Below are 22,051 nucleotides of genomic sequence, written 5' to 3'. Positions count from 1 at the left end.
TCACCGGAGGCTTTTTTATGCGCCGCACCTGGCTTGCTGGAGTTTTCGCCACCAGCGCTCTCATTTTCACTGTTGCTACTGCTGTTACGGGCTGTGCTCAGAACGATACTCAGCCTGATTCATTCTCAGGCACAGTAGCCGTAGCAAGTGCTCACCCTTTGGCCACAGAGGCAGGCCTTGATATTCTGGCCGAAGGTGGCAATGCCTTTGATGCTGCCATCGCCGTTGCGGCCAGCCTGGGCGTTGTCGAACCCTATAGCGCTGGGATAGGTGGCGGGGGCTTCTGGCTGCTGTACGATGCTGATCAGAAGCAGTATCGCTTTATCGACGCCCGCGAGACAGCACCACAGTCTTTCCACCGGGATTACTACCTGGATGAAAACGGAGACGTCGACAGAGACAAGGCCGTAAATGGCGCGACCGCGGGTGGTATCCCCGGGCAGCCAGCAGCATTCGCTTATATTGCTGAGCACTATGGTAAGTTACCACTTACACGCTCCCTCGCCGATGCCATCACCCAGGCAAGCGAAGGCTTTCCTGTCGATCCGCATTATCAGAAGTTGATGAGCTACCGACTCGACGCGGTTCAACGCTACCCATCCAGTGCCTCAGTTTTTCTTGATGACGGCCGAATTCCAGAGGTCGGCTTTACGCTCAAGCAGCCGGATCTTGCAAATACCCTCAGTAGCATCGCTAACCTGGGTTTTGATGGCTTCTATCGCGGCCCACTGGCAGTGACTATGGTCGACGAGGTCAACAAGGCGGGCGGCGACTGGACTCTGAACGACCTCGCGGCTTACGAAGTGAAAGAACGTGAGCCAGTCAAAGTGACACTAGGCGGCACTCAGTTAATCAGTGCGCCACCGCCCTCTTCTGGCGGTATCGCGATTGCCCAGATGCTGAAAATGCTTGAGCCCTTTGACTGGCAAAGCATGAATGAAGCCGATCAGATACACCTGCTCACCGAAGTCATGCGCCGTGCATATCGCGATCGTGCTGAATTTCTCGGAGACCCGGATTTTGTTGATGTCCCAATGAAAAAACTCATCAGTGATGAGCGTAATAAAGAATGGACAGCCGGCATCGATATGAATCAGGCGACGCCGAGCACCGAATTAAATGGCCCTAAAAATATTCAGGAAGGTTTCCACACAACGCATTTATCTGTCGTTGATTCAGAAGGAAACCGTGTATCAGCCACCCTGAGTATTAACCTGCCGTTTGGTTCTGCCTACACGATTCCGGGTACCGGCGTACTACTTAATAACGAGATGGATGATTTTTCTGCCAAGCCGGGTGAGCCAAACGCTTATGGTCTGGTTGGCAATGAAGCAAATGCGATTGCTCCGGGTAAGCGCCCACTGTCATCCATGTCGCCTTCAATGCTGGAATCTGAAGACAGCATTGCCGTATTGGGAACACCGGGTGGCAGCCGTATTATCAGCATGGTCTTCCTCGGTGCGCTGGAATACCTGCAAGGGAAACCCGTCGAAGACTGGGTCGCACGTCCGCGCATTCATCACCAGTACCTGCCCGATGTTATACAGCACGAACCGGGCGTGATCTCTGAAGAAGCCATGACCGAGTTGCAGAAGCGCGGTCATTCTTTCCAGGATGTCGGCCGTGAATACGGCAATATGCAGGCCATCCTGATCGATAAGAAAAGCGGCGAAGTTACCGCCGCTTCAGACCCACGCGGCATTGGCAGCGCGAGAGTCATCACTCAGTAAGTTGCTCTGCTGTCAGGCTGATAGTCAGGCCGGTTGATAAACTCGCTTCAACCGGCCCTGACCGTCTTCACAGGCATAACTGATGCCGCATTCAACGGCTTTGCTGCGCTCAGTCACTGTCGGCACGTAATACCAGTCTGACTGAACTTTAGTGCGATCCACAGTTAGCAGAATAAAACCGTGGGTCTGCACTTCCGCGTATTTAATATGCGGGCTACCGGCCATGATGGTGTTCTCTGCGCTGTTGGCAATCACCTTCGGAAACCCCGGAGAGGTCACCGAGGGCGTGACAAATTCGACGGCCAGAGATCCCTCTCCGGTATAGCGGTTATAGTTGCTCCAGCTGTAGGGGTCATCAGAAATGTCTGCCGCAAAGGAGGCATGCAGGTCGCCTGTCAGCACCACCATATTTTTTACATTCTGGCTGCGCACAACCTCAAGCAGGCGGTTTCGCGTTGCTGCGTAGCCGTCCCAGCTATCGAGCCAGAATGACGCCGCCGCACCGCTACCAAGAAGATTTTCCAGATTCAGATAATATCGTTGAGCCATCATGACCTGCTGCCCGAGTATCTTCCATTGTGCTGAACTGCTGACCAGTTGATCGTGCAGCCAGGCTTCCTGCTCAAAGCCGAGCAGCGAGCGATTTTCATCCATTGCCACCTGCTGCTTACCTGAACCAGAAGGCTGCTCATCACGCCCTTCGACGCGGGTATCCAGCATCAACAGATCAAGCAGGTCACCGTACTGAATCCGACGATAAATACTGCCCGAGCGATTTTCTCTGACCGGCATCCATTCAAAATACGCCTGTTTTGCGGCCGCTTTACGAGCAGACCAATCGCCCTCTATGTCATCGTGATTGGAAGCGCCATCACGCCAGGCGTTATCGGTAAACTCGTGATCATCCCAGACGCAGATAAAGGGGTGTTGCTGGTGAACTGCAGCAAGATCCGGGTCCAGTTTATAGAGCGCATGGCGACGACGATAATCAGACAATGAAACGGTCTCGTGAGCAGGCGCCAGTGCACGCTCACTCCGCAGACTGTCTTCGCCGTATTCGTCCTGACCATACTCGTAGATATAGTCTCCAAGGTGAATGACTGCATTCAGATCGCTGCGCTCAGCCAACACCCGATAGACATTAAAATAGCCATGTGGATAACTGGAGCAGGATACCACCGCAAAGCGCGCAGCGTCCGGGCTCCCGGCATCAGCAGTACGTGTACGACCAACCGGAGATGTCTCCCCCATGGCCAGAAAGCGGTAAAAATAAGAGGTACCTGAACTTAACCCGGTCACGTCCACTTTCACGGTATAGTCACGATATGCCCCTGTGCGCTCCACACCACTGGCAATAATGTCAGAAAAGCCATCATCGGTGGCCAACTGCCAGATCACATCAACATCCATCGGGCTGACAGGAGAAAAGTGAGACCAGAGCAGTACAGAGTCAGTCGTAGGGTCACCACTGGCAACACCGTAGTTAAAGAACCCCGCAGCCGGTAGCTCCGGCTCCGCAGGAATCTGGCTCATTGCCAGCGCCCCCGGTGCCACACTGACTCCAGCAAGACTCGCGGTACCTGTACGCAGAAATGAACGACGCGTGACGGACATAATGACTACTCCTCGAAAATCAGCCGGGTATACTGAAGTGCGAAGATGTCAGTAACATGAAGCCCAATAGCCAGCCCCGATAAGAGCCGTCAATGGAATCTCAGAGCATTACGTTTATTCTCAAAAAACTGGTCGGTATGACACTGATGCCAGTGCCGCTAAGTCTGCTGCTTATTTTACTGGGGCTATGGTGGTTTTCGCGTGCACCGGTTAAATCCCGGCTGGCATTTTTCAGCGCATTTCTACTACTCGCAGTCAGTGCATTTAATCCGGTGGCTGACCGGTTAATTGCACCCCATGAAAGTTATTATCCGGTGTTTGATATCGAGCAGCCTGTTGATGCTGTGGTGGTTCTCGGGAGTGCCAGTCAGAGTGCCCCTCCGGACAGCCCGGCTTTTATGAGTCTCGGCAGCTCAGCCATGTACCGCTTATCGGAAGGCTTACGGATTCTGCGCGCTAACCCTGACGCAATTCTTATCGTTACCGGCTACGCTGGCTTCAGCGCAGCCCAGCCTCATGCAGAAATTCTGCAACAGGCCGCCATTGATCGCGGGGTAGACCCGCTACGTATTTTTGCTTTCCCGACCGCACGTGACACTGAAAATGAAGCCTCGCTGACAGAGCCATTATTGAGAGATAAGCGCTTCGCCCTGGTGACCGAAGCAGCACACCTTAAACGTGCAACCGTATTTTTTGAGCGGGAAGGCCTGAACCCATTACCGGCACCCGCCATGTTCGTCGGCGCCCACCACAGCGACTGGAGACTGGATTCATCAGGTCTCTATAAGACTGAACGGGCTTTTTATGAAACGATGGGCAGGGCATGGCAGTGGTTAAAGTCTTTTCTTTAATGTACATGCAATAACGTGTTTGGCCTCACCAGAAAGAAAGCAGGAACTTTAACGCCCGGTCCCCTCTCCCAATATGTGTCACTATTTATTGGGAGTCAGTATGAGCATCATCAAAAAAGGTTCAGCGATTTATCATTCACTCGGTAAAAAAGCGAAAGCCAGCGTGTCGACCGAGTCCGGTGCACTGAAAGATCAGCCTTACGGTTTTAATACCCGGTTCGAAGATAAGCCCGGCACCAACCCTGAAGAATTAATCGCCGCGGCTCACGCCAGTTGCTTCACAATGGCGCTGTCGTTTGCTCTTGAGGCTGAAGGTTACTCCAGCGGTCAGCTGAAAACCGAAGCCGATGTTTCACTCGATAAAGACGGCGACGGTTTCACCGTGACTAAGTCCGCCCTGAGCCTGGCAGCACAGGTGGATGACATTGACGGTGACGAGTTCGAGCGTATCGCCCAGACAGCGAAGGCGAACTGTCCGATTTCTAAATTACTGGATACCGAAATCACGCTCGAATACACCCTGAATCAATAATTCAGGTGTCAGTGAGATAGCGGCCGGCTTTCTTAGCCTGCCGCTTCTGCCGTCAGCTCTGCCAGAGTGTGGCGGTAAGTCTCTTGAATCAACCAGGCGTCGTTACTGGCACGGTGGCGTGGAATGTTAGCTTCCCGCGCTAATCTGGCCTTGGTCTCATCCCACAGCAGAATTTGAGGTTCGGTCATAATGACTTCGATCGGGCTGAGCTGAAACTGCATATCGACACCGGCGGCTTCAAACAAACGGATCAACCAGGGCTTATCAACCACCCAACCATCGCTGTACACCGTCTTCCCGCTCAACATCGCATTAAGCTCAGTCACAACCTGATGAATATGGCTGCCATGACGCGCCAGCATCTCACGGGAGATATTGTGAACCCCCTGAGCAGACGCATCCCAGTGCGTCCAGTGTTCCGCCGGAACAATCAGGGAGCAGAAGCGGGAGCCATCCCCCAGCGCCAGGCCAACTTCAATGGGGTAACTGTCTGGGCCAAAGCCAGACGCTTCAATATCCATGATGAATGGGGTCGAGATCCTTGGCATTCGTTGCCTCCCGCAGCATGCTTGTTGTTTTTGTAAAAGCGATGTCGCCTGTTATCTGCACTGACTCAAAACGTAGCTTAGTGACTAGCACAGTAAAAACCAGTACAGTAAAAAGTAGTACAAGCAGATACGTATCGCGCGCTTTTTTGGATTAACGCTGACATTTTGGGCAGTAGACGGTTGCCCGCTGCCCCTGGCGGATCTCTTTCAGTGTGGTGGCGCAGTTTTTACACTCTTCTCCACCTCGCCCGTAAACATAGAGCTGCTGGGCGAAATAGCCGGGCTTGCCATCCCCGCCAACGAAGTCCCGAAGCGTTGTCCCACCTTGTTCAATGGCAGCCCCTAATACCTGACGTATTGTCTGCGTCAGCCTCTGGTAACGGGCCTTACTGATCTTCCCTGCCGGGGTCTGCGGGCGAATACCCGCCAGAAACAAGCTCTCATTCGCGTAAATATTGCCGACACCGACGACAACGCGCCCATCCATAATGAACGTTTTTACAGCCTGCGACTTACCACGGCTCTTCTGAAACAGGTGAGAATCATCAAAGTCATCCGACAGAGGCTCAGGGCCGAGATGACTCAGATGCTCAGAGGTCTCTCCCGGTGCGACCCAGAGCAGCGCGCCGAAGCGCCTCGGGTCGTGATAGCGCAGTACCCGGCCATTGCTCAGATGCCAGTCGATGTGATCGTGCTTCATAGCCGGCGCCGAAGGATCAACTAAGCGCAGAGAACCGGACATGCCAAGATGCCAAATAGCCGTGCCCACGGCAGTTTTCACCAGAATATACTTCGACCGACGGGTCAGGCTGTCCACCGTCTGTCCGACCAGCTTCTGTACCTCATCCTCAACGGGCCAACGCAACCTGGGCTGGCGCACATCAATGCGGGTAATGGTCTGCCCCTTCAGGTACGGACTGATGCCGCGCAGGGTAGTTTCAACTTCCGGTAGTTCTGGCATACAACAACAATGACATGAGTGGATTACGTAGATGAATGCCTAGTCTACCGCATACCGGCGAATAAATAGCAGGCATAAAAAAACCCGGCCGGAGCCGGGTTCTTTCAGAAGTCAGATCAATTACTTGATCTTAGCTTCTTTGTACGCAACGTGCTTACGAACTACAGGATCAAATTTCTTGATCTCGAATTTCTCAGGCATGGTGCGCTTGTTTTTGTCAGTAGTATAGAAGTGACCGGTACCGGCACTTGATACAAGACGGATCTTATCGCGTGGCATAACAGGTCTCCTTAGACTTTTTCGCCGCGTGCACGCAGCTCTGCCAGTACTACATCGATACCTTTCTTATCGATGATACGCATACCCTTAGTAGAGATACGCAGACGTACGAAACGGTTTTCGCTTTCAACCCAGAAGCGGTGGCTCTGCAGGTTCGGCAGAAAACGACGCTTGGTTTTGATCTGTGAGTGGGAAACGTTGTTCCCGGAAACAGGACCTTTTCCTGTAACTTGGCAAACCTTAGACATGGTTCCTCGCCCCGATTTTGTGTGTATCGAACAATTTGAATTCGTTACCAACCGTGGGCGTTAGCTCATCACTTTATGATGACCGTAGACGGCCCTGGCTGAAAAGAGTTGCGCTTTATACCAAAACGCAGACACCCCCGCAAGCAAAAGTGTATTTTTTACACAACAGGTTAAGATACATAATCCAGCCTCACCCCCCGCTAGAGCCAGCCGCGCTGGGCGAAAGAGACCGTATGACCATCACCAACCACCAGATGATCCAGAACCCGGATATCCATCAGGCCCAGAGCTTGCTGAAGTCGCTCTGTGATTGACCGGTCCGCCCCACTCGGCTCAGCCACGCCGGATGGATGGTTGTGCGCCAGTATCACCGCCGCCGCACCTTCTGCCAGTGCCTGCTTCACAACTTCTCTTGGATAGACTGCTGCCGCATCAATCGTTCCGCGGAATAACTCACGGTAGCGAATGACGCGGTTCTGATTATCCAGAAAGAGACAGGCGAAGACTTCGTAGTCACGATCCCTGAGCTGCGCCTGCAGATAACGTTCGGTGTCCTGAGGGCTGCTCAGCGCGTCACCGCGTTGCATTCCCTGCGCCAGATGCCGCCGCGCCATTTCCAGCACCGCCTGCAACTGGGCAAACTTCGCCGCCCCCAGCCCCAACGGCTGACAGAAGTCTGTCTGACTGGCCGTTAGTAAGGGTCGCAGACCACCAAAGTCGCTCAACAGGTCGCGCGCAAGATCCACCGCACTCTTTCCCTTTACGCCCGTACGCAGGAAGATCGCCAGCAGCTCGGCATCTGACAATGCAGCAGGGCCGCACTCAAGTAATTTTTCGCGTGGACGCTCGCTCGCCGGCCAGTCCGTAATCGCCATCCCTACCTCCTTGTAGGTGTGATTGGAGTAAGGCTGTACGATATACTGAATTTTTTCTCAGGTCAGGCTGTTTCTACCATGCAAATGCAACAACTCTGCAATCGTCGAATCCTGCTGGGTATCAGTGGTGGCATCGCCGCCTACAAAAGTGCAGAACTGGTAAGGGAACTGAAAAAAGCCGGAGCCGATGTCCGGGTCATCATGACCGACGGCGCGCGCGAATTTATCACGCCGCTCACCATGCAGGCGTTGTCAGGTAATCCGGTTCATTATGCTCTGCTGGACCCTGAAGCAGAGGCCGGTATGGGGCACATCGAACTGGCCAAGTGGGCTGACCTGCTGTTGATCGCTCCGGCCAGTGCCAACCTGATTGCGCGGCTGGCACAAGGTATGGGCAATGATCTTCTGACGACCGTGTGCCTTGCGACAGACGCACCGCTCTGCATTGCTCCGGCGATGAACCAGGCGATGTGGCGCGACCCGGTGACTCAAGCCAATATGAAGCGCCTGCAGGATGCCCACAAAGATAACCTGACCGTGATCGGCCCCGATGCGGGCGAACAGGCCTGTGGCGACGTCGGCCCCGGCCGCATGATGGAACCGGCGCTGATCGCAGAAGCTGTTGCCAATAAATTCGAATCGGGTGCGCTGGCCGGTGTCAGCGTGGTAATCACCGCCGGTCCGACCCGGGAAGCGATCGACCCCGTCCGCTACATCACGAATCACAGCTCAGGCAAAATGGGGTATGCCCTCGCAGAAGCCGCGCGTGATGCCGGTGCCCGGGTCACTCTGATCAGTGGACCCGTGACATTGGATACGCCTGACAGAATCAAGGTCGTGCGGGTAAACAGCGCTCTGGATATGCTGCAGGCTGCCGAGTCTGAACTTGAGCACTGCGAGATTTTCATCGCTTCTGCGGCCGTGGCAGATTACCGCCCCGCCGAGGTTGCCGACCAGAAAGTAAAAAAGTCCGCTGACGAGATGTCGATTCAGCTGGTTAAGAATCCGGATATCGTCGCTACGGTTGCAGCGCATACGCCACACCCTTTCACCGTGGGCTTTGCTGCAGAAACGCAGGACGTCGAACACTACGCACGGGGTAAGCTGGCACGCAAAAACCTCGATATGATTGTTGCCAATGATGTGTCACGAAGCGACATTGGTTTTAATAGCGATAACAATGCGGTAAACGTCTATTGGCCGGAGGGGCAATGCCAGTTCGATGTCATGAACAAACAGATCCTCGCCCGCGAATTGATAGGACTCGTCGCCGATCACTTCCGACCAGATTCATCGCAATAACGAATGTAAAAACTGACTGCTGAACAAATAACTGCCGAAGGAAACATAATGCAAAAGCTGCAGGTAAAAATTCTCGACCCACGAATTGGTAACGATATTCCACTGCCAGAGTACGCCACGGGTGGCTCTGCTGGTCTCGACCTGCGCGCCTGCATGGACGAAGCGATCACCCTCAATCCGGGTGATACCGTTCTGATTAAAACCGGACTGTCGGTCTACATCGAAGACCCAGCCCTGGCGGGCATCATTCTACCGCGCTCGGGGCTCGGACATAAACACGGCATTGTTCTGGGCAACCTCGTTGGTCTGATTGATTCTGACTACCAGGGTGAACTGATGGTCAGTTGCTGGAACCGCGGTAAAGAGCCCTTCACTGTCGAAGTCGGGGAGCGCATTGCCCAGTTCGTTCTCGTTCCTGTGGTACAGGCGGCCTTCGAAGTTGTGGAAGAGTTTCAGGAAACAGAACGTGGCAGCGGCGGCTTCGGACACTCCGGACGCGGTTAAACCTGCTATAAAGCAGGGGGAAGAATAATAAATTACCACGCAGCCTGAGTGGCTCAGGGAGAGCAATATGCCAGCGCCTCGCAAGAAGGCTCTTACCATCGTGACGTACAGCCGGATTGCGATCTGGCTGGCACTGCTGTTTATCGCCAGCGGCTATGCGTTGCAAAGCGTACAGATAAACCTGCTGACACAGTCCGATGTCGACTCCGCTTTTTCTGAGGCCGTCGCCTCTCAGGCAGCACTTGCGTTGAAAACACGCCTGACAGACACCAAGCGGCTGCAGCTTGCTGCAAGCAGTCACGAGGCGACACTCGATTCATTGCAGACAGGTAACCGCACATGGCTGAGCGACCTGAAAAGCCTACTGCCCGGTACTGAAGACATCCGCCTGTTAACTCCTTCCCAGTCGCAGAACCTGCAGACCGAATTCAGCTTCGCCGTACAGGATCTGGTGAACCGCACGCTGCGTGGCGACGATATGAAACTGGAAGCGGTTAACATCAATGGGGAGCAAAGCTTTTTCTGGGCCAGCCCGGTACCCGCTACCGGTACACCGCAGGGTGTTCTGCTTGTACGTTACGGGCGCGACTGGCTGAACGCATTCCGCTCGTCGGTATCCGGCGACCTTGGCCAGATTCAGGTAATGCAGAAACTGACCCCACAAGAAAACTCGGGCATTGAAGTGTTCAGCGCCGGGGCCACGCCCGTCAAAAGTGCGAGGCCAGTCACCCGTCCGATCAATGACTACTGGTTTCTGACTTATACACCTTCTGATCACCGCCCGGTCGTGTCACTCCTTGATTTATCCTTCCCGTGGATTCTTTCACTGGTGGCGACACTGAGCGCGTTATTTATTCTGCTGTTTATCCAGAAACGTATTCTGCAGAAAAACCATCGTCATTTTCAGCAGTTCCTTGAGCGTTTTTTCAAAGAAGAAATTCGAGAAAATCCAGGCTTCAGCCTGCAATTATTTAACGATCTTGCCGATGATGTCCGCCTTGCCAGTGAACAGGTATTTGATCGTCTTAGCAGTGCTGAAACCAGCCTGAAAACCGCCAGCGTCAAAGCCACACCGAAAGCCCGTACCCGTGACGATCTGCCCGAAATTGATGAAGAGCCGGAGCGCCCCGAAGTTCGCGAACCACCCGCGACCTATGACGGTAAACCCCTTGATTTTCCGTCGCAGGAAAACAGCTTCCCCGATCACATTTTCCGCGCTTACGATATTCGCGGCATTGTCGAAAAAGAGCTCGATGACGACATCGTGCGCAACATTGGTAAAGCACTCGGTAGTGAAGTCCGCCAGCGTGGTTTCGAGCGTATAAATCTTGCCTGGGATGGCCGCCTCTCCAGCAAGCATCTGGCTAAAGTCCTTCAGGACGGCCTGTTAAGTGCCGGTTGCAGCGTAAACCGCCTCGGCATGTTGCCTACCGGCGCGCTCTATTTCGCATGCTTTGAATCTGACACGCCTTGCGGCGTGATGGTCACCGGCAGCCATAATCCAGCCGAGTACAACGGCTTTAAGGCTGTGATTGATCAACAACCGCTGTCCGAGCAGGAAATACAGAAACTGGCCCAACGGATTCGCGACGAAGACTACAGTCAGGGCTACGCCGGTGCTCGGGAAGACGCCATAAAAGATAAGTATATTGAACGCATTACCGACGACGTTCAGGTCGCTCGCGAAATTAAGATTGTTATTGATGCCGGTAACGGTGTCAGCGGTCCACTGGCGGCCGAACTCTTCCGTGAGCTGGGCGCAGACGTCACCGAACTTTACTGTGACGTTGATGGGCATTTCCCGAACCATCACCCTGATCCGGGCGAGCCAGAAAACCTCGAAGATCTTAAAAATGCCGTGCTGCTTCATGGCGCCGACCTTGGTTTTGCCTTCGATGGCGACGGTGATCGGGTCCTGATGATTGATAACGAAGGTAATATCATCTGGCCAGATCGCATGATGATGTTACTACTCGAAGATATTCTGCCCCGTCGCCCGGGTACGGATGTTCTCTTTGATGTGAAGTCTTCCCGCCACCTCGCACCATTAATTAATCGCCTCGGTGGCCGCCCGACCATGTGGAAAACCGGCCACTCCTTGATGAAGCGTAAGCTCAAAGAAGTGAATGCGGTCATCGGTGGTGAATTCAGCGGTCACTTTTATATCGCCGAGCGCTGGTACGGATTCGATGATGGGCTCTACACCGGCGCCCGTATGCTGGAGATTCTGTCCACCCGCAATGACTCTGTCGCCAATGTCTGCAACGCACTCCCTGAAGATGTCAGCACTCCAGAGCTGACCATCACGACGACAGAAGCGGATAAATTCTCAATCATCGAAGCACTGAGCTCCGATGCCGAACTGACCGCCGAAGGGCGGGTCTTTACGGTGGACGGCTTACGTATTGAATTCAGTGACGGCTGGGGGTTGGTGCGTGCGTCGAATACAACACCACGACTGACGCTCCGTTTTGCCGGTGAGTCTGAAGAAACCGTGGCTCGTATTCAGGCACTTCTGAAGCAGGCACTTACCCGTCACGCCCCGGAAATACAGACCCCGTTCTGAACAATCATAGCAACCGGGAAGTGAATAGAGGTATAATCGCGCCTCGAAAATAACCCGGTTTGCCGATTAACAGGAGCCAGCCAATGCCTCTGACGCGAGACAGCGCCATGAATACCGCCAACGTTCTGAGCGAAGCTCTGCCGTATCTGCAGCGCTTTGTTGGCAAAACTATTGTCGTTAAATACGGCGGTAACGCCATGATCGACGAAGAGCTGAAGAACAGCTTCGCCCGCGACATGGTGATGCTGAAGCTGGTCGGTATTAACCCGATTGTTGTGCACGGTGGCGGCCCTCAGATTGGCGACCTGCTCGAAAAGCTCAACATTGAAAGCCGCTTCGTTAATGGCATGCGCGTGACCACCAGCGAAACCATGGACGTAGTTGAGATGGTTCTTGGCGGCCTGGTGAATAAAGATATTGTTAATCTGATTAACCAGAACGGCGGAAATGCCATCGGCCTGACCGGTAAAGACGGCCAGCTGTTGCATGCCCGTAAGCTCCACGTTACGCACAAATCGCCAGAGCTGGAGAAGCCAGAAATTATCGACATCGGTCATGTTGGTGAGGTTTCGCACATCAATACCTCGCTGCTGAATATGCTGACCAACAGTGATTTTATTCCTGTGATCGCGCCTATCGGTGTGGATGAAGAAGGTCACTCATACAACATCAATGCCGACCTGGTGGCTGGCAAAGTGGCAGAGGTACTGCAGGCCGAAAAACTGATCCTGCTGACCAATATCGCCGGTCTGATGGATAAAGAAGGTAAGATCCTGACGGGTCTGACCACGCAGCAGGTCGACTCTCTGATTGAAGATGGCACGATTTACGGTGGCATGCTGCCGAAGATTCAGTGTGCACTGGATGCCGTACATGGCGGCGTGAACAGCGCTCACATCATCGACGGTCGTGTTGCTCACTCGACGCTGCTTGAGCTCTTCACCGATGAAGGTGTAGGTACTCTGATCACCAACCGACGCCGCTAAGGAATACGGATGACAGACGCAACGGAAAAGATGTCTCGCCGCGACCAGATTCTTCAGGCTCTGGCGCACATGCTGGAGTCCAATCCTGGCGGGCGGATCACAACCGCAAGCCTTGCGAAAGAAGTTGGCGTCTCGGAAGCGGCGCTCTATCGCCACTTTCCGTCGAAGGCGAAAATGTTTGAAGGCCTGATCACCTTCATCGAGGATACGCTGTTTTCGCGCATCAATATGATCCTCAAGGACATCGATGGTGCACAACAACGTTGTGAAAAAACATTAGGCCTGCTGCTGACATTCGCCGAAAAGAATCCTGGCATGTGCCGTCTACTCTCAGGGGATGCGCTTGCGGGTGAAACTGAACGTCTGCGTCAGCGGATTGATCAGGTCTTTGACCGCTTCGAACTTCAGTTCAAGCAGATCCTGCGGGAAGCAGAAGTGAGGGAAGGTCTGGTACCGCAGCAGTCGCCGACAGCATTGGCGAATCTTCTGACGGCTGTAATTGAAGGCCGTATACGTCAGTATGTGCGTACAGAGTTCTCGGTTCGTCCAACAGAGCACTGGCCTGCTCAATGGGCCTCTCTGAGCCAGATACTGTTGCAGGAAAAAGACCTGCAGATGCCTTAAATCAGTAAGGCACTAACTGGCTCTCACGGATTGAGAGCCGGTAAGCGACTGTTGTCGACGTCTTCAGGTAACGTACCCTCAGGGTATACAGACAACACTCTTAACCGCTGACGAATCACTCCATAATCGTGGTTCAGCGTTTCTAATTTTTCTTCCAGCTCCCGAATGGCAACCTCAGCGCCCTGAATGGCGCTTTGATAGTGGCGAATCTCGTCCACCAGCGACTCAGGCACCGCAGCTCCCCGTCGTTCTGTATTCGCAGCAGCCTGCTGCGCCTGTTCCAACTTCTCGGTAAGGTCGGTGATGCGGCGGGCCTGCAGGTCTTTTTGAGTAATGACTTCGTCCGACTTTCTCTGCAATGCCCGGTCAACATCGGCAACCGTCGAGTAGATACGCATCAGGTCTTTATCTTTTTGCTTACGCTGCTCGATACGGACATTCCGGGCTTCCTGCTCGGCTTTCAGGCGATCCCGTTCAGCAATCTCTTCTGGTGTAAGCTCACGCGGAACGCGCTTGACCAGCATCCCTCGGGAGTTCAGAACATCGTAGCCCAGAGGTGCCAGATCTGCCGGCACCGAGTCTTTAATCACGACCTGCCCATCAACATTGAACCGATAAACATTGCCTGCCGCCAGGGATGCGCATGCTAATGCGCTTAACGTAGCACCAACCAACAGCCGCCTGAACATAGATCTCCCGGATTACTTAACGCCGTATTGATCCCGATATGCAGCAATCGCATCTGCGTATTGCGCCAGCTCAGGATTTCCAGAGACATAATCTAGCACCTGATTCAGGCCTACGATACTGGCAACAGTGATACCGAAGTCACGTTCTACCTCTTGAATGGCAGATAATTCGCCCTGACCGCGCTCCTGACGGTCAAGAGCAATCAACGCCGCGGCTGGCGTCGCACCGTCAGCTGCGTTGATCATTGTCATCACTTCACGGATCGCCGTGCCAGCGGTGATAACGTCGTCTACAATCAGAACACGGCCTTCAAGCGGAGCACCCACCAGATTTCCACCCTCACCATGCGTCTTAGCCTCTTTGCGGTTAAAGACGTACGGAAGGTCTTTCTGGTATTGATCTGCAAGCGCGATGGATAAAGCAGCAGACAAAGGGATACCCTTGTATGCAGGGCCAAAGACAACGTCGTACTCAATACCGGAGTCTTCTAACGCTGCCGCATAAAAACGACCCAGGCGAGCAAGAGCAGAACCCGTGTTAAACAAACCGGCATTAAAGAAGTAAGGACTGATGCGTCCGGATTTAAGAGTGAACTCACCAAAACGTAGTACACCCTGCTGGATAGCAAATTCGATAAACTCTTTCTGATAGGTTTGCATAAGGAATCCTGAATTGTCGTCGTGGGCCAGCAATGAAAATTAAGAAGAACAGGCGATCCAACCGGGTTATCTCCTGTTTTCGCAAGACCCGTAGCCATATTGGTGCCACAGAAGAGTGCAGCGGCCTAATTGGATGCGGTATGATACACCCATCGATAACCGGGAACCATGTATGAGGATAATCACACTTCACGTTGACGGACTGGAACAGGCAGTTAAAAACGGCCTGTATCAGTGGCTGAGCAGTGCCGATGTTGACGTCGTTGCCATACAGAACCTCAAGGCAAAAGAGTATCAGCTGTCTGATGACGTGCTCTACCCGGAAGGATTCAACGCGTACTTTTTCGATGCAGCTGAAGACAACTACAGTGGTGTCGCAATTCTTACCCGAGATGTTCCTAAGGCCATTATGACAGGGTTAGCCCACGCCGAGTGGGATATGCAGGGCCGTTTCATTCAGGCTGACTTCGATCACGTCAGTGTGGCCTCGGTTCTGTTCCCAACGATTGATGAGCACAACTCGCTCGAAGATAAGCTTGAATTCCAGCAGGTGTTTCTTGAGCACTTGCAGAAGACCCGGCGCAAGCGCCGCGAGTTTATTTTCTGTGGCAATTTCGAAGCGGCTCATAAAACCGTCGACATTCAGGACTGGAAGAACGCCCAGGATACGCCCGGATTTATGCCCGAAGAGCGTGCGTGGTTTGATCAGATGTTCGGTCCGGTAGAATTCACAGATGCCTTCCGTGAAGCGAATTTCGGTGAAAACCAGTTTACCTGGTGGCCGGATGAAGAAAGTCAGCGCCGCGACCAGAACGGTTGGCGCATCGACTATCAGATCTGTACGCCTGGAGTGCGCCAGTATGTCGTCGAAGCACGGATCGAAAAAGCACCGCAATTCGGCAAGCATGCTGCCGTGATGATCGAATACGAGTTTGATGAAGAGATCTGAGCCCTGTGAGTCTCAGGCGCAGATTGATAGTTTGAACGATAGTGAAAAGGCCAGCAGGTACGCTGGCCTTTTTCATATCAGGACGCCAGCGCCGCCTTCTGTAACTCTGAGAGCTCACCAATCGCTTTCTGTGCATGGGCCAGCATGGCATTCAGCTCTTCAGCAGAGAAAGCTTCGCCTTCCGCAGTGCCCTGAATCTCTACGTAACCACCTTTCTCAGTCATGATTACGTTCAGGTCAGTTTCAGCCGTCGAGTCTTCGGCGTAATCCAGATCCAGTACCGCTTCACCGTTGTAGATACCAACCGATACGGCCGCGATCATCTGCTTCAGTGGCTCACCTTTCACTTTGCCGTTTTCTTTCAGCCAGTTAATGGCATCGGCAAGAGCCACACAGGCACCCGTGATCGATGCGGTACGGGTGCCACCGTCGGCCTGAATTACATCACAGTCGATGGTGATGGTGTTTTCGCCCAGAGCTTCAAGGTCGACTGCTGCGCGCAGGCTACGGCCAATCAGGCGGGAAATCTCAACAGTACGCCCCTGCTGCTTACCTTTGGCGGCTTCACGGATCATGCGCGAACCGGTAGAGCGTGGCAGCATACCGTATTCAGCGGTGACCCAACCCTGGCCCTGACCACGCAGGAAAGGTGGCACTTTGGTTTCCGCACTGGCAGTACAGATGACTTTGGTGTCGCCAAACTCCACCAGCACGGAGCCCTCGGCATGCTTAGTGTAGTTCCGGGTGATGCGTACTTCTCTCAACTGATCCAGTGCGCGGCCACTTGGTCTCATAATATGTCCTCTGTATTTATGGCTTCTGTTACTGCGCGCAGTATACAGAGAATCCATTCGGTTATTCAGTGTTGCGAAATTGAAAAAACGTTTTTCCTTAGGTGCCAGCTGACTACAAAACACATCTGAAACACCTCAGCAGAGTAACGCTACGTTTTATTTTGTATCTCTATGTATTCGTGTATCGAAATGTAACTGTGGTTATGGCAGCGAATTCAGCCACTAATAATAAATCTCTCAATTTTCGCGTAACAATCTCTCACCTTTGATAACACAAACAAACATATCGCCATATCTGAGTTTTCTATGCCATCGACAGCACGCAACTTATGATCAATTTGAGTTCTGACTATGGATATACAAAAAACAGCACTTATTTTCGCCATCGCTCTGGTGCCTTCTATGGCATTGGCAGATGACCACGAACATGAATGGCCAGAGAGCTACACCAGCCTGGGCCTCGAGTACAACTACACCCTCATCGCTGAGGGTCGTACTGAAGATACCGACGATAACATCACGGATTTCCACGGCTACGGAATCAACCTCGCTCACCAGTACAACCCTCTACTGAGCCTGTATGTCCAGGCAGCTATGGCAGAGAGCGAAACCACGGAGTCAGAAGCTGACATAGATGTGGAATCATACTCTGTCGGCCTCAGGATTCATCCGTCTGCGTTTCATTATGGTGATTGGCGGGCATTCGCTGGCGGTGGCTATAAGTACAGTAATTACGACATCGCATCGAACACCTTGATTGGCAGCGACGAAGTCAGCGAAAACGCTCTGTTCGCTGAAGCTGGCTTGCAGAAACTGATATTCAATCAACGCTTTATTGCGGAGGCAGGCATACGTGCAATCGGTGAAGTTCAGGATACGTATCTCGACTTCCAGCCATTTGTCGGTGTATCCGTCCTTTTCGGTCGCAGCTACCCCAAATCGATGGAGCCAGTGGTTCTCGATAGTGACAATGATGGCGTAGTAGACGGTGATGACCAATGCCCGAATACTCCGGCAGGAGCTGTCGTTGATGCGACTGGATGTGAAGAAAAAGACTCTGATATGGATGGCGTCCTCGACAAAGATGATGCCTGCCCAGATACACCGCAAGGAGCAAAAGTAGACGTTCAGGGCTGTGCAGAGAAACTGACTGTAGAAGTGCGGGAAAATCTTTATATCGCCTTCCCTAGCAACAGCTCTGCTGTACCACAGGAGTCAATTAAAGAACTCGAGAATATTGCCCGCCTGATGAAAGAATATCCTTCATCAGAAATCCAGGTATTCGGTCATACGGATAGCCGCGGTTCGGCAAGCTACAACATGAAACTTTCAGACGCCCGCGCCAGTGCTGTCGGAAAAGTACTGTCAGCGGAATACGACATCTCGTTAACCCGAATTAACTCTCAGGGTATGGGCGAAACTGCACCCGTCGCCACTAACGACACGCCCGAAGGGCGCGCTAAGAACCGCCGAGTGGAACTGGTTCTGCGCCAGCCTGAATAAAACCGGAGATATTTATGAAAAAGCCTGACTTTAAAACCTCATTAACCTTGCTGGCTGCGGTCGTACTGACCGCCTGTGGCGGCAATGGCTCAGATTCAGAAGGCCGACTGGGAAGTAACGACTCCGCCATTACCGATCCGGTGGGTTCAGACCAGACCGACGGAGCCGTAGGCAACGGTGATGACAACGGCGCACCTGGAACCGTCGACCCTGTGTGCTCAGGGGAGAGCCAGTTCGAGGTTACAGAATTCATTCCGGCCAATGCTGCTGAAAATGTTTCTATAGCAACGAGTGTCCGGGTGACCTTTAACACGGATCTGGATGAAGACTCTGTTGATGCAACATCTGCTTTCCTCTCTGGTGGTAGTGCAGGCTCAATTGATGCCAGCCTGTCTGTGAACGGCAATGCGCTGCTCGTCAATCCTGTCAGCGGCCTGGAAGAGGATACTCTTTACACTGTTAATATCGGCGCGGGTATCTCGGCTGCCTGCAGCGAAAATATCGCGCTAGGGACAGATGCATCCTCTGACTTCACTACCGGTGGGCAGGAAGATGAGGATACAACGGCCCCTGAAATATTGGTTTCCACACCAGATTTAATGGGATTATTACCTGTCGATATTACTCTGGTTATTGACTTCTCAGAGCCGCTCGACAGTAGCACCGTAAACTTCGACAGCATTTATGTTATCCCTGTCGACAGTGAAGGTTCGCCAATTCCAGGTAGCGGCAAAATTGAAGGTGATTTCTCATTCGATGGGAGCCGGGTGCTATTTACCCCGAGTGAACCGCTGAATGGTGAAAGCTTTTACCTGTTGGAAATTAATACCAATATTGAAGACCTCAGTGGTAATCCACTCGCAGCAGTCAGCACAAATATCTTCCGTACAGAGAGCCTGACTGCAGTCATTGAAGGAATACTCGGTGGTGGATCTGGCGACAATCCATTAGGTGACCTGCAAGCTGCACTCGAAGATCTTGCCGGAAACCTTCTTACTATTGTTGAAAATGGTACAGAAGAGCCCGGTGATGAGGGCGGCAATGAAGGGGGAGACAGCGGTGTGCCAACCGATCCTCAGGCTCTGTTCGAGCTGCCATTAACCCTGGCTGCATTGATTGCTGCAGGCTCAGAGGAACTGCTCGCCCTGACTGGTCTGTCTGAAGAAGATCTTGGCGACCTCGACAACTTTGCGGATCTCCTCGACTCGTCGATATTGGCGCAGCTACAGGATCTGCTTACCCAGTTTGCAGATGACCCTCAGAATTTCGATCTGCTCGAAGCCTTTAATTCGGGTGACTACGACCTCGTTATTCTGGAGATCTTCCCACTGTTAGTAGATGGCGAACTGACCCCGGAAAGACTGACTGAGTTCAGCTCAGTACTGATCGCTGTTTGTGATCCAAAGGGCAACGCTACAGGTACAGAAGCCGCATGTACTCTGTCAGTAAACATAGGCTTCGGTAGCTTCAGCGAAGGCGTTCAGCAAGCATTTGCCGACGCACTGGCTAACGGCGACCCAGCGGCGCTGGCTCAGTCCTTCCTGACGGTTGGTGAGCTTGTCTTCAGCGAAGGTGGACTGGTCGATATTCAGGTTCTGGATGACAGTGGCCTGCCTCTGCCAGAAGCACTCGAAGAGCCGCTCGTTGACCTGCTGAATCAAATCGGTCAGCTACCTGTTCTGGGTTCACTGACCAACCAGGAGGATATTACCCGGTTAGTTGATGTTGAAGTTCTCAAGACGTCACTGGCTACGGTTGAAGCAGGTAAATTGCTCACTCTGACTGTGATCTCAGAGGATTTGCTGAAAGCTGGCGCACTGACCGATCCGAATCTCGATCTCGGATTATTACAGGTGGGCGGTGAACTTATTGATGCACTTTCAGACGCAGGTCTTGAGCCATTATTTGACGGCTTATGCAATATTCGTCTGTTGTGCACAGACTGAATTGGGCGAAGCCCAGCACCTCGGGGCCAAGGAAGCCCCACTCCACACTCGGGGGCTTCGGCCCCCTTTTTTATGTGCTTTCGTTTTGCACGCTTTAGTTTTGTTTACTCGAGTAGACCAGGCACCATCCCCTCGTGTATTTGGCAGTGAACTACTAAACTAACGGCCTGACCATCCGTATCGAGGTTTTTATGGCCCTTAGCATGACAGCGTTTTCCAGAAGTAACGTAGACACAGATTCTGGCCGGATCACCTGGGAAATTCGCTCAGTAAACAGTCGCTATCTGGAGCTTCATTTTCGCCTGCCTGATGAGTTTCGCGATATGGAGCCAGCTCTTCGCGAGTGCATTAAGTCCAGATTAAACCGCGGTAAAGTTGAAGTATTCCTGCGCTTTCAGCCATCCCAGAAACAGCAGAACTTACAGGTTAATCAGGACCTCGTTGCTTCACTGAATGATGCAGCGGATAAAGTTCATGAAGTGATCGGCCCGGGAAATGCGCTGGATGCGCTGAAAATTCTGCAATGGCCGGGGGTATTAGAAAGCACAACAACCGATCTCAAAGCGCTTCAGAAAAGCGCGTTAGGTTCATTCAACGAATGTCTCGAGTCGTTAATTATTGCACGTAAGCGTGAAGGTGATTCCCTCAAAGAACTGATACAGCAACGCTGTGACGAAGCACGTAATCTTTCTGAGCAAGCGGATAAAATTATACCTGAAGCCCTTGCCGCTCAGCGCACTCACCTGTTGAATAAACTCAGTGAGTTGATCGAAACCCCGGATACTGAACGCCTCGAACAGGAAATGGTGTTACTCGCACAAAAAGCTGATATTGCAGAAGAAACCGATCGGCTGCGCACCCATATCGATGAAGTTCTCAATATTCTGCAACGAGAAGAGCCCATTGGCCGGCGTCTGGATTTTATGATGCAGGAGTTAAATCGCGAAGCAAATACACTTTCATCTAAGGCAATGCGCACCGAACTGACACGTATTGCAGTTGACCTTAAAGTGCTGATCGAGCAGATGCGTGAACAAGTACAGAATATTGAGTAATTACTGTCGGGATTTAAGTGCTTTTCGCGAGTTATCCCACTATTAATTGGTATCCCACGATGGCACCCCCGAAAAGTAATCACTCAGGGAGTCGATAAATGCCCGCACTTTACTGGATAGTAACGTGCGGTGTGCATACACAGCGTACAGGGCAATGGGCTCCGGCGCTTCTTGTTTGAGTATTTCCACCAGACGTCCATCAGCCAGTGCAGCCCCTGAGATAAAAGTCGGCTGCATCACAATGCCCGCACCCGCAATTGCGGCATTATTCAGAACTTCGCCGTTATTGCAGCTGAACTGATTGCCACGTTGAATCCCAGCCTGGCGCAACTGATCATCTTCCATGTAGCTGTAGTGAAGAAAACGATGCTGGGGCAACTCTGCTACCGATGTCGGCTCGCCATATTTTTTCAGATACTCAGGTGATGCGCAGTACGCCAGACGGATCTCTGTGAGCTTTCGGGCCACCAGCGAGGAGTCTTTCAGTTGCCCGATGCGCAAGGCGACATCGAAGCCTTCGTCGATGATATCCACCTTACGGTCATTTAACTGAAGATCGATACCCACCTCCGGGTTCTCCCGTTGGAACAACACCAGCGGCTCGGCAAGGTGCAGGCTCGCGAACGACACGGGGGCTGCAATTCTCAGCAGGCCCCGTGCCTGAGCCTGAAGGTCACCAGCCTGACTCTCCATATCGTCAATATCCGACAGAATCTGCTGGGCCTGCTGGACGTAGCGTTCTCCCGCCTCGGTCAGGTGAATACGCCGCGTGGTGCGGTTAAGAAGCCGTACGCCAAGGTGCTCTTCCAATTGCGCAACGTATTTACTGACTAGC

Annotated in this window: 22 protein-coding genes; 12 read left to right on the top strand and 10 right to left on the bottom strand. The window is 52.8% G+C overall.

Features of this window, described 5'->3' with window-relative positions; genetic code table 11:
* The first annotated feature begins 17 nt into the window (after positions 1-17).
* Complete coding sequence (gene ggt / locus B2067_RS06525; RefSeq protein WP_301387850.1) at positions 18-1,730, top strand: gamma-glutamyltransferase; 1,713 nt, start codon at positions 18-20, stop codon at positions 1,728-1,730.
* 24 nt (positions 1,731-1,754) lie between these two features.
* Here ggt and B2067_RS06520 read toward each other — a convergent pair whose 3' ends face one another.
* Positions 1,755-3,344 carry an alkaline phosphatase D family protein gene (locus B2067_RS06520; protein ID WP_301387848.1) on the bottom strand — a complete coding sequence of 530 codons (1,590 nt, stop codon included), beginning with the start codon at positions 3,342-3,344 and terminating at the stop codon, positions 1,755-1,757.
* Between the two features lie 92 nt (positions 3,345-3,436).
* On the opposite strand from B2067_RS06520, the gene B2067_RS06515 reads away from it, so the two are divergent.
* Both B2067_RS06515 and B2067_RS06510 read left to right on the top strand, forming a co-directional pair.
* Entirely contained in the window at positions 3,437-4,195 is a 759-nt protein-coding gene (locus B2067_RS06515) for an ElyC/SanA/YdcF family protein (protein ID WP_301387847.1), read from the top strand.
* 100 nt (positions 4,196-4,295) lie between these two features.
* Positions 4,296-4,727 (top strand): OsmC family protein, encoded by a 432-nt coding sequence (locus B2067_RS06510; protein WP_301387846.1) that lies wholly within the window; start codon positions 4,296-4,298, stop codon positions 4,725-4,727.
* 32 nt (positions 4,728-4,759) lie between these two features.
* Here B2067_RS06510 and B2067_RS06505 read toward each other — a convergent pair whose 3' ends face one another.
* From B2067_RS06505 to radC, 5 genes are all read right to left on the bottom strand, one after another.
* The gene (locus B2067_RS06505; protein ID WP_301387845.1) at positions 4,760-5,275 is read right to left on the bottom strand and encodes a hypothetical protein; all 516 of its coding nucleotides are present in this window, start codon (positions 5,273-5,275) and stop codon (positions 4,760-4,762) included.
* A gap of 151 nt (positions 5,276-5,426) precedes the next feature.
* Positions 5,427-6,236 (bottom strand): bifunctional DNA-formamidopyrimidine glycosylase/DNA-(apurinic or apyrimidinic site) lyase, encoded by an 810-nt coding sequence (mutM, locus tag B2067_RS06500; protein WP_301387844.1) that lies wholly within the window; start codon positions 6,234-6,236, stop codon positions 5,427-5,429.
* 120 nt (positions 6,237-6,356) lie between these two features.
* A complete protein-coding gene (gene rpmG / locus B2067_RS06495; protein WP_068438531.1) occupies positions 6,357-6,515 on the bottom strand; it encodes a 50S ribosomal protein L33 in 159 nt (52 codons plus the stop codon).
* Positions 6,516-6,526: 11 nt separating this feature from the next.
* Entirely contained in the window at positions 6,527-6,763 is a 237-nt protein-coding gene (rpmB, locus tag B2067_RS06490; protein WP_068438718.1) for a 50S ribosomal protein L28, read from the bottom strand.
* Positions 6,764-6,963: 200 nt separating this feature from the next.
* Positions 6,964-7,638, bottom strand: a complete 675-nt coding sequence (gene radC / locus B2067_RS06485; RefSeq protein ID WP_068439728.1) for a RadC family protein — start codon at positions 7,636-7,638, stop codon at positions 6,964-6,966.
* A gap of 84 nt (positions 7,639-7,722) precedes the next feature.
* Between radC and coaBC the strand changes: the two genes are divergently transcribed.
* The 5 genes from coaBC (at position 7,723) to slmA (ending at position 13,620) form a co-directional block, all read left to right on the top strand.
* Complete coding sequence (coaBC, locus tag B2067_RS06480) at positions 7,723-8,940, top strand: bifunctional phosphopantothenoylcysteine decarboxylase/phosphopantothenate--cysteine ligase CoaBC (protein WP_301387861.1); 1,218 nt, start codon at positions 7,723-7,725, stop codon at positions 8,938-8,940.
* A gap of 48 nt (positions 8,941-8,988) precedes the next feature.
* Positions 8,989-9,444, top strand: a complete 456-nt coding sequence (gene dut, locus B2067_RS06475; RefSeq protein WP_348655057.1) for a dUTP diphosphatase — start codon at positions 8,989-8,991, stop codon at positions 9,442-9,444.
* A gap of 67 nt (positions 9,445-9,511) precedes the next feature.
* On the top strand, positions 9,512-12,010 hold the full coding sequence (locus tag B2067_RS06470; RefSeq protein WP_301387842.1) for a phosphomannomutase/phosphoglucomutase: 2,499 nt from the start codon (positions 9,512-9,514) through the stop codon (positions 12,008-12,010).
* Between the two features lie 83 nt (positions 12,011-12,093).
* Positions 12,094-12,996 carry an acetylglutamate kinase gene (argB, locus tag B2067_RS06465; RefSeq protein WP_068439733.1) on the top strand — a complete coding sequence of 301 codons (903 nt, stop codon included), beginning with the start codon at positions 12,094-12,096 and terminating at the stop codon, positions 12,994-12,996.
* Positions 12,997-13,005: 9 nt separating this feature from the next.
* Positions 13,006-13,620, top strand: coding sequence for a nucleoid occlusion factor SlmA (gene slmA, locus B2067_RS06460; RefSeq protein WP_068439735.1), 615 nt, complete (start codon positions 13,006-13,008; stop codon positions 13,618-13,620).
* Positions 13,621-13,643: 23 nt separating this feature from the next.
* Here slmA and B2067_RS06455 read toward each other — a convergent pair whose 3' ends face one another.
* Both B2067_RS06455 and pyrE read right to left on the bottom strand, forming a co-directional pair.
* On the bottom strand, positions 13,644-14,309 hold the full coding sequence (locus tag B2067_RS06455) for a hypothetical protein (protein ID WP_068439736.1): 666 nt from the start codon (positions 14,307-14,309) through the stop codon (positions 13,644-13,646).
* Positions 14,310-14,321: 12 nt separating this feature from the next.
* Entirely contained in the window at positions 14,322-14,969 is a 648-nt protein-coding gene (gene pyrE / locus B2067_RS06450) for an orotate phosphoribosyltransferase (RefSeq protein ID WP_068439737.1), read from the bottom strand.
* A gap of 172 nt (positions 14,970-15,141) precedes the next feature.
* On the opposite strand from pyrE, the gene B2067_RS06445 reads away from it, so the two are divergent.
* Positions 15,142-15,918, top strand: coding sequence for an exodeoxyribonuclease III (locus tag B2067_RS06445; protein WP_301387840.1), 777 nt, complete (start codon positions 15,142-15,144; stop codon positions 15,916-15,918).
* A gap of 77 nt (positions 15,919-15,995) precedes the next feature.
* Here the strand turns inward: B2067_RS06445 and rph are convergent, their stop codons facing one another.
* Positions 15,996-16,712 (bottom strand): ribonuclease PH, encoded by a 717-nt coding sequence (gene rph / locus B2067_RS06440; protein WP_301387839.1) that lies wholly within the window; start codon positions 16,710-16,712, stop codon positions 15,996-15,998.
* 351 nt (positions 16,713-17,063) lie between these two features.
* On the opposite strand from rph, the gene B2067_RS06435 reads away from it, so the two are divergent.
* The 3 genes from B2067_RS06435 (at position 17,064) to B2067_RS06425 (ending at position 21,216) form a co-directional block, all read left to right on the top strand.
* Positions 17,064-18,215 carry an OmpA family protein gene (locus tag B2067_RS06435; protein ID WP_301387838.1) on the top strand — a complete coding sequence of 384 codons (1,152 nt, stop codon included), beginning with the start codon at positions 17,064-17,066 and terminating at the stop codon, positions 18,213-18,215.
* 14 nt (positions 18,216-18,229) lie between these two features.
* Positions 18,230-20,161, top strand: coding sequence for an Ig-like domain-containing protein (locus tag B2067_RS06430; RefSeq protein WP_301387837.1), 1,932 nt, complete (start codon positions 18,230-18,232; stop codon positions 20,159-20,161).
* A gap of 203 nt (positions 20,162-20,364) precedes the next feature.
* On the top strand, positions 20,365-21,216 hold the full coding sequence (locus B2067_RS06425; RefSeq protein ID WP_297531653.1) for a YicC/YloC family endoribonuclease: 852 nt from the start codon (positions 20,365-20,367) through the stop codon (positions 21,214-21,216).
* Between the two features lie 42 nt (positions 21,217-21,258).
* On the opposite strand, the gene B2067_RS06420 is transcribed toward B2067_RS06425, so the two are convergent.
* Positions 21,259-22,051, bottom strand: a 793-nt coding sequence (locus B2067_RS06420) for a LysR family transcriptional regulator (RefSeq protein WP_301387836.1), incomplete at its 5' end; no start/stop codon positions are given.

The sequence above is a fragment of the Thalassolituus sp. UBA2590 genome (assembly GCF_002339775.1).
In the GTDB taxonomy this organism is placed as follows: Bacteria; Pseudomonadota; Gammaproteobacteria; order Pseudomonadales; family Oceanobacteraceae; genus Thalassolituus.
Note: the sequence above shows the minus strand (reverse complement) of the source record. Positions and strands in the feature narration are given on the sequence as shown.